This window comes from Sanguibacter sp. 25GB23B1, assembly GCF_040012415.1.
Classification (GTDB): Bacteria; Actinomycetota; Actinomycetes; order Actinomycetales; family Cellulomonadaceae; genus Sanguibacter.
The window spans coordinates 46,254-53,191 of the sequence record NZ_JBDYKL010000036.1 but is presented as its reverse complement, the minus strand read 5'-3'; the positions used below and the strand labels follow the sequence as shown (position 1 = coordinate 53,191).

The following is a 6,938-nucleotide window of genomic DNA, read 5'->3' as shown; positions in this document are numbered from 1 at the left end:
CGTTCTGGCCGCTCGAGGAGCTCACCAAGGGCCAGAGCCAACGAGGCTGGGTGGCGTTCGTCACCGGGCGGGGCTAGTCACCGGGCGGTGCTGATCACGAGGTGGCGCTGGTCTTCGGCGGCGCTCGTCATCCTGCGTCGGCGCTGAGCGGGACCTGGAACTCGGCGGCCTCGAGCGCGAGTCCGTTGTCGAGAGCGGCCTCGGACGGTCGCGTCATGACGAACACCGCACCGTCGAGGGTGTCCCACGTGAGCGGGAACGCCACCCAGCCTCGTTGGCTCTGGCCCTTGGTGAGCTCCTCGAGCGGCCAGAACGTGGCACTCGTGAGTGCCACCTCGAGGCTCGGGTCCGCGAGGAGAGGGTCGCCCGAGGCCGACTGCAGCTGGAAGTCCGTGGGGCCGGTCGTGGCTGCGATCTCCGAGCCGGTCGAGAGGGTCACGTCGACGAGGACGTACGCCTCGACGCCGTCCGGAGCATCGACGCCCTCGGGCACAGGGAAGTTCGGGACGAGTCCGTTGATCGTGACGGTCGACTGCATCTGCTTGTCGGTGATCGAGCCGGCGACCTCCGTGTAGTCGAGGTCGTCAGGGGCGGAGGAACGTGCCGGGGTGATCCGGCCGTCACCGCACGCCGTCAGTGTCAGTGTCAGAGCGACCGTGAGCGCCGAGGACACCGCGTGGGGACGCACTGCTGCACGTCCGCGTCGTGTCTCGCGCGTCATGGCGTGTCCTCCTGGTGCTGTTCTGTTCGGCCGTTGTGCCCTCACACTCTAGGTGTCAGAGTGGATCTTATGGCCGACCTCACGGATGCCGAGATTATCGCCGGGCTGCGCGGTACGCCGTGGCACCTCTTCGTCGGGCGTCTGCACGCCGCCTTCGCCGTGGACGGCCTGTCTGCCGGCGTACGGTTCGCCGGACGCGTCTGCGAGGCTGCCGACGCCGCCGGCCATCACCCGGACATCGACCTGCGCTACGGCGAGGTCCACCTGGTCCTCGTGAGCCACGACGTCCGAGCCGTCACCTCGCGTGACGTCGGGCTCGCCCTGACGATCGCCGAGATCGCCCGCGACGACGGGCTCGTCCCGAGCGGTGGATCGCCGCAGGTCACAGAGATCGCCGTCGACGCGCTGGACATCCCTCGCGTGCGTCCGTTCTGGAAGGCCGCGTTCGCCTATGTCGACGGCGCCACCACCGTCGACGGCGTGACGGACCTCGCCGACCCGCGGGGGATCGGGCCGTCGATCTGGTTCCAACAGATGGATGCGCCGAGACCGCAGCGCAACCGCATCCATCTCGACGTGACGGTCGCCCACGAGCAGTCGGCGGAGCGGCTGGCAGCGATCCTCGATGCCGGCGGAGTGCTCGTCTCCGACGCCGCCGCGCCGCGGTTCTGGGTCGTCGCGGACGCCGAGGGGAACGAGGTGTGCCTCTGCACGCCCGAGGGGCGTTCCTGAGCCCGGAGCCTCCCGGGATGTCCGGTGCGGGTCCCACGGGCTGAGACCCTATGGCCGTCAGGTGACATCGCTGCGTGGGGGGCGTAGTGTGCTTCTTGTGCAGACGTCCATCCTCGTAGTACTTCCTAAGCGCGCCGGCTGAGGCCCACCACTTAGGTCTCGTCAGCGCGCTTACCCCTCGAAGAGCCCTACCGGGTGCGAGGGGTTTTTTCATGTCACCACAACATGTCGCCGCGACGCACGTCACCACAGTGACCGTCGATCCGGTAGCAGCTTCCACCCAGTACCACACACAGGAGAACCTGATGGTCCAGGGCCCCACCCCGACACCGCTGCGAAGCGGCGTGAAGACAGGCGACACCGCCGCGACGCAGGCACCGACGCCCAGCGCGCCCAAGCCGGCACCGAGCCAGTCGCCGCAGGGCGCGCGCCGCGCCGCCGCCGAGGTCGTCGCGCCGCAGGAGATGACCGGCGCCGAGTCCATCGTCCGCTCACTCGAGTCGGCCGGCGTCGAGGTGGTCTTCGGCATCCCCGGAGGCGCGATCCTGCCGACCTACGACCCGCTCATGGACTCGACGAAGCTCCGGCACATCCTTGTGCGCCACGAGCAGGGTGGCGGCCACGCAGCCTCGGGCTACGCGCACGCGACAGGTCGGGTCGGCGTCACCATGGCGACGTCAGGGCCCGGCGCGACCAACCTCGTGACACCCATCGCCGACGCCAACATGGACTCCATCCCCATGGTCGCGATCACGGGACAGGTGGGCGCCTCGCTCATCGGGACCGACGCGTTCCAGGAAGCAGACATCGTCGGGATCACGCTCCCGATCACCAAGCACAACTTCCTCGTCACGAACCCCGACGACATCCCCAGGGTCATCGCCGAGGCCTTCCACATCGCCTCGACCGGCCGCCCCGGCCCCGTCCTCGTCGACATCGCGAAGTCGGCGATGCAGTCGCGCACGACCTTCTCCTGGCCGCAGGAGATGAATCTTCCTGGGTACCACCCGGTGACGAAGCCGCACAGCAAGCAGATCCGCGAGGCGGCTCGCCTCCTCGCGGCGGCGCGACGCCCCGTGCTCTACATCGGCGGCGGGGCGATCCGTTCCGGAGCGGCTGCAGAGCTGCGCAAGCTCGTCGACCTGTCCGGTGCGGCAGCCGTCACGACGCTCATGGCCCGCGGGGCTCTGCCCGACACCCACCCGCAGAACCTGGGCATGCCCGGCATGCACGGGACGGTCCCCGCGGTCTCGGCGCTGCAGAAGGCCGACCTCGTCTTCGCCCTGGGAGCACGGTTCGACGACCGCGTCACGGGCAAGCTCTCGAGCTTCGCGCCGCACGCGACGATCATCCACGCGGACATCGACCCCGCCGAGATCAGCAAGAACCGGACTGCGGACGTGCCGATCGTCGGTGACCTCAAGGAGGTCATCACCGACCTGCTGCCCGAGCTCCAGCGGGAGCAGGAGGTGCACGGCAAGCCCGATGTCGAGGCCTGGTGGCGTCAGATCGACAGCTGGCGCGAGACGTACCCCCTGGGATTCACCGAACCCGAGGACGGTCACCTCTCGCCACAGCACGTCATCACGCGCCTCGGGGAGATCTCCGGACCGGACAGCATCTACGTCGCGGGCGTCGGCCAGCACCAGATGTGGGCTGCGCAGTTCATCAAGTACGAGCGGCCCAACACGTGGCTCAACTCGGGTGGTCTCGGCACCATGGGCTATTCCATCCCTGCCGCGATGGGTGCCAAGGTGGGACAGCCCGAGCGCACGGTCTGGGCGATCGACGGTGACGGCTGCTTCCAGATGACCAACCAGGAGCTCGCCACCTGCACGATCAACGACATCCCCATCAAGGTCGCGCTCATCAACAACTCGTCCCTCGGGATGGTGCGGCAGTGGCAGACGCTCTTCTACGAGTCGCGCTACTCCAACACGGACCTCAACACGGGTCACGGCACCATCCGCGTCCCCGACTTCGTCAAGCTCGCCGACGCGTACGGCTGCGTGGGTATCCGGGTCGAGCACGCCAACGAGGTCGACGCCGCGATCAAGCGCGCCGAGCAGATCAACGACCAGCCCGTCGTGATCGACTTCAACGTCTCCCGAGACGCGATGGTCTGGCCGATGGTCGCGACCGGTGTGAGCAACGACGACATCCAGTACGCACGCGGCATCTCGCCCGCGTGGGACCGCGAAGACTGACAGGGAAGGCAGAAGAAGACATGACTCGTCACACCCTCTCGGTGCTCGTGGAGAACAAGCCCGGTGTGCTCACGCGCATCGCCGGCCTCTTCGCCCGCAGGTCCTTCAACATCCACTCACTCGCCGTCGGACCGACGGAGCACGAGGACCTCTCGCGCGTGACCGTCGTCGTCGACGTGGACGAGCTCCCGCTCGAGCAGGTGACGAAGCAGCTGAACAAGCTCGTCAACGTCATCAAGATCGTCGAGCTCGACCCGGCCGCGGCGGTCCAGCGCGAGCTCATGCTCGTCAAGGTCCGTGCCGACCTCGCGAACCGCACGCACGTCCTCGAGGTCGTCCAGCTCTTCCGCGCGCACGTCGTCGACGTCGTCCCCGATGCCGTGACGATCGAGGCGACCGGCAACCCCGAGAAGCTCGCGGCGCTCCTGGGGGCGCTGGAGCCCTTCGGCATCCGTGAGATCGTCAAGTCCGGCACCGTCGGCATCGGTCGCGGTGCCCGCTCGATCACGGACCGGGCGCTCGAACGCGTCGCACGCACCGCCTGACCCACGTCTTTCCTTCCTCTGCACCACACACCCACACCAAACCAAGGAGATCCACGGTGGCTGAGCTTTTCTACGACGACGACGCCGATCTGTCCATCATCGCCGGCCGCAAGGTCGCCGTCATCGGCTACGGGAGCCAGGGTCACGCGCACGCGCTGAACCTGCGCGACTCGGGTGTCGACGTCCGCGTCGGCCTCCGCGACGGCTCTGCCTCGCGCGCGAAGGCGGAGAACGAGGGGCTGCGCGTCGTCTCGGTCGTCGAGGCCGTCAAGGAGGCCGACGTCGTCGTCATCCTCGCTCCGGACCAGGTGCAGCGTCACGTGTACGCCGAGGAGATCGCGCCCAACCTCAACGAGGGTGCTGCTCTCGTCTTCGGCCACGGCTTCAACATCCGCTTCGGCTACATCAAGCCCGCTGCCGGCCTCGACGTCGTCATGGTCGCCCCGAAGGGACCGGGCCACCTCGTGCGCCGCGAGTTCCTCGACGGTCGCGGCGTGCCTGTCATCGTCGCGGTCGAGCAGGACGCGTCCGGCTCGGCGTGGGACCTCGCGCTCTCCTACGGCAAGGCGATCGGTGGCCTGCGCGCCGCCGGCATCAAGACGACCTTCACCGAAGAGACCGAGACGGACCTCTTCGGCGAGCAGGCCGTCCTCTGCGGTGGCGCCTCGCAGCTCGTGCAGTACGGCTTCGAGGTCCTCACCGAGGCCGGCTACCAGCCCGAGGTCGCGTACTTCGAGGTGCTCCACGAGCTCAAGCTCATCGTCGACCTCATGTGGGAGGGTGGCATCGCGAAGCAGCGCTGGTCCGTCTCCGACACGGCCGAGTACGGCGACTACGTCTCCGGCCCGCGCGTCATCACCCCCGAGGTGAAGGAGAACATGAAGGCTGTCCTCGCGGACATCCAGAACGGTGCCTTCGCCGAGCGCTTCATCAACGACCAGGACTACGGGGCGCCGGAGTTCAAGGAGCTGCGCGCCAAGGGCGAGCAGCACCCGATCGAGGCCACCGGCCGCGAGCTGCGCAAGCTGTTCGCCTGGGTCAAGCCGTCCGACTCGGACTACGTCGAGGGAAGCGCCGGACGCTGATCCGACGCTCCGCGCACGTCCTCACAGGGGCGGGCCTGTCTGCTCACGCAGACTGGCCCGCCCCTGTGTCGTCGCTGCTGTCTGGTGCGTACGGCTCGCCGTGCACGGGTGCGAGATGGTGCTTGACTGACACCATGGAACGTGACGGCACCTATGCACCGAGCCCCGAGAAGCGCGCCCGCGACCAGGTCGAGGAGTACGAGTCCTCGGGAGGCACCCGAGGGACCACGATGAGGGGCATGCCGGTCGTCATCCTCACGACCACCGGCGCGAAGACCGGAATGGTCCGCAAGACGCCGCTCATGCGGGTGGAGCACGACGGCCGGTACGCGGTCGTCGCGTCGCTCGGCGGCGCGCCCAAGCACCCGGTCTGGTACTACAACCTGCTGGCCCACCCGCGGGTCGCGCTCCAGGACGGACCGGAGAAGCGGGACATGACGGCGCGCGAGGTGACGGGAGCAGAGCGCGACGAGTGGTGGGCCCGGGCTGTGGACGCCTACCCGGACTACGCCGACTACGCCCTGAAGACCGAGCGCACCATCCCCGTCCTGGTTCTCGAACCTCTCACCGACGCCGGAGCCTGAGTCACGACCGAACGGTTGCGCGCGCCCCGTACGCCTGAGGCATGATTCCTCCATGACGGACAACGACGCCACGCCCGAGACCGACGCCACCACCGGTGCCCCCGACGACTCGCCGTACGCCGCGGTCGAGGCCGCGCAGCAGGGTGGTGGCACCGTGGCGGACAGCGAGACCGCCGAGTTCTGGGAGGCGGCGCGCGGCCACGCCGGGCTCGGCGACATCGCCGTCGTCGGAGGGGTGAGCGCTGCCGCAGGCGTCGCTCCAGCAGCCTGGGCCTTCGGTGACAACCCTCGGATCGCCGACGAGCTGCTCGCGCTCGTGCTGGCTGGGACCAAGACGGCGACGTCCTCGGCGCTCTCCGACTACGACGCCGACGACACCCCGATCCCGGAGGCCGGCGAGCTGTCGATCATCCTCGACGGCGAGGGGCACCCGGCCGCACTCATCCGGACCACCGAGGTCGAGATCGTGCCGTTCGACGAGGTGACCGCAGACTTCGCGTCCGCCGAGGGCGAGGACGACCGTTCCCTCGAGTCGTGGCGGGCCGAGCACACGACGTACTTCACCCGGGTCCTCGGCCTGCCGACGCTGCCGGCGGGGTTCCAGGTCGTCACCGAGCGCTTCGAGCTGCTCTACCCGACGCCCACGCGCTGAGCCGCAGGGGCGTCAACCGGTCCCACGGACGCGCGGGCTGGTCCTGCGTGGGAACGCGACGCGTGCGTCAGGGCTCGACGCTGAGCACGACCTCGAACTCGAGGAGGCTCGCACCGGTGGAGACCGGGGCCGGCCGGTCTCCGGATCCGGCGTGGGCCGCGCGAGCAGGACCGGCGGCCCACGCCTGGTAGTCCTCCTCGGTCTCCCACCTCGTGTAGACGAAGTAGCGCGTCTCGCCCGCGACCGGGCGCAGGAGCTCGAAGCCCAGGAATCCGGGGGAGCCCTCGACGGCACCCTTCCGCGCCGCGAAGCGCTTCTCCAGCTCGGAACCTGAACCGGCGGGGAGGTCGATCGCGTTGATCTTCACAACAGTCATGGACACCAGCATCGCACCCGGGCGCCGGCCCGAGGT

General features: G+C 69.0%; 8 protein-coding genes. 6 read left to right on the top strand and 2 right to left on the bottom strand.

What is annotated here, in order from left to right; translation table 11 throughout:
- Positions 1 to 127: 127 nt before the first annotated feature.
- Positions 128 to 721, bottom strand: coding sequence for a hypothetical protein (locus ABKW26_RS16925; protein ID WP_348595159.1), 594 nt, complete (start codon positions 719 to 721; stop codon positions 128 to 130).
- Between the two features lie 69 nt (positions 722 to 790).
- Here ABKW26_RS16925 and ABKW26_RS16920 point away from each other — a divergent pair, with 69 nt between their 5' ends.
- From ABKW26_RS16920 to ABKW26_RS16895, 6 genes are all read left to right on the top strand, one after another.
- Positions 791 to 1,453 carry a VOC family protein gene (locus tag ABKW26_RS16920; protein WP_348595158.1) on the top strand — a complete coding sequence of 221 codons (663 nt, stop codon included), beginning with the start codon at positions 791 to 793 and terminating at the stop codon, positions 1,451 to 1,453.
- 305 nt (positions 1,454 to 1,758) lie between these two features.
- Positions 1,759 to 3,660, top strand: coding sequence for an acetolactate synthase large subunit (locus ABKW26_RS16915; RefSeq protein ID WP_348595157.1), 1,902 nt, complete (start codon positions 1,759 to 1,761; stop codon positions 3,658 to 3,660).
- 20 nt (positions 3,661 to 3,680) lie between these two features.
- Positions 3,681 to 4,205, top strand: coding sequence for an acetolactate synthase small subunit (gene ilvN, locus ABKW26_RS16910; RefSeq protein ID WP_348595155.1), 525 nt, complete (start codon positions 3,681 to 3,683; stop codon positions 4,203 to 4,205).
- A 56-nt stretch (positions 4,206 to 4,261) separates the two neighbouring features.
- Positions 4,262 to 5,290, top strand: a complete 1,029-nt coding sequence (gene ilvC, locus ABKW26_RS16905; protein ID WP_348595154.1) for a ketol-acid reductoisomerase — start codon at positions 4,262 to 4,264, stop codon at positions 5,288 to 5,290.
- Positions 5,291 to 5,424: 134 nt separating this feature from the next.
- Entirely contained in the window at positions 5,425 to 5,874 is a 450-nt protein-coding gene (locus ABKW26_RS16900; protein WP_348595152.1) for a nitroreductase family deazaflavin-dependent oxidoreductase, read from the top strand.
- Between the two features lie 52 nt (positions 5,875 to 5,926).
- Entirely contained in the window at positions 5,927 to 6,526 is a 600-nt protein-coding gene (locus ABKW26_RS16895) for an ASCH domain-containing protein (protein WP_348595151.1), read from the top strand.
- Between the two features lie 67 nt (positions 6,527 to 6,593).
- Here ABKW26_RS16895 and ABKW26_RS16890 read toward each other — a convergent pair whose 3' ends face one another.
- Positions 6,594 to 6,902 carry an antibiotic biosynthesis monooxygenase gene (locus tag ABKW26_RS16890; RefSeq protein ID WP_348595150.1) on the bottom strand — a complete coding sequence of 103 codons (309 nt, stop codon included), beginning with the start codon at positions 6,900 to 6,902 and terminating at the stop codon, positions 6,594 to 6,596.
- Positions 6,903 to 6,938 lie beyond the last annotated feature (36 nt).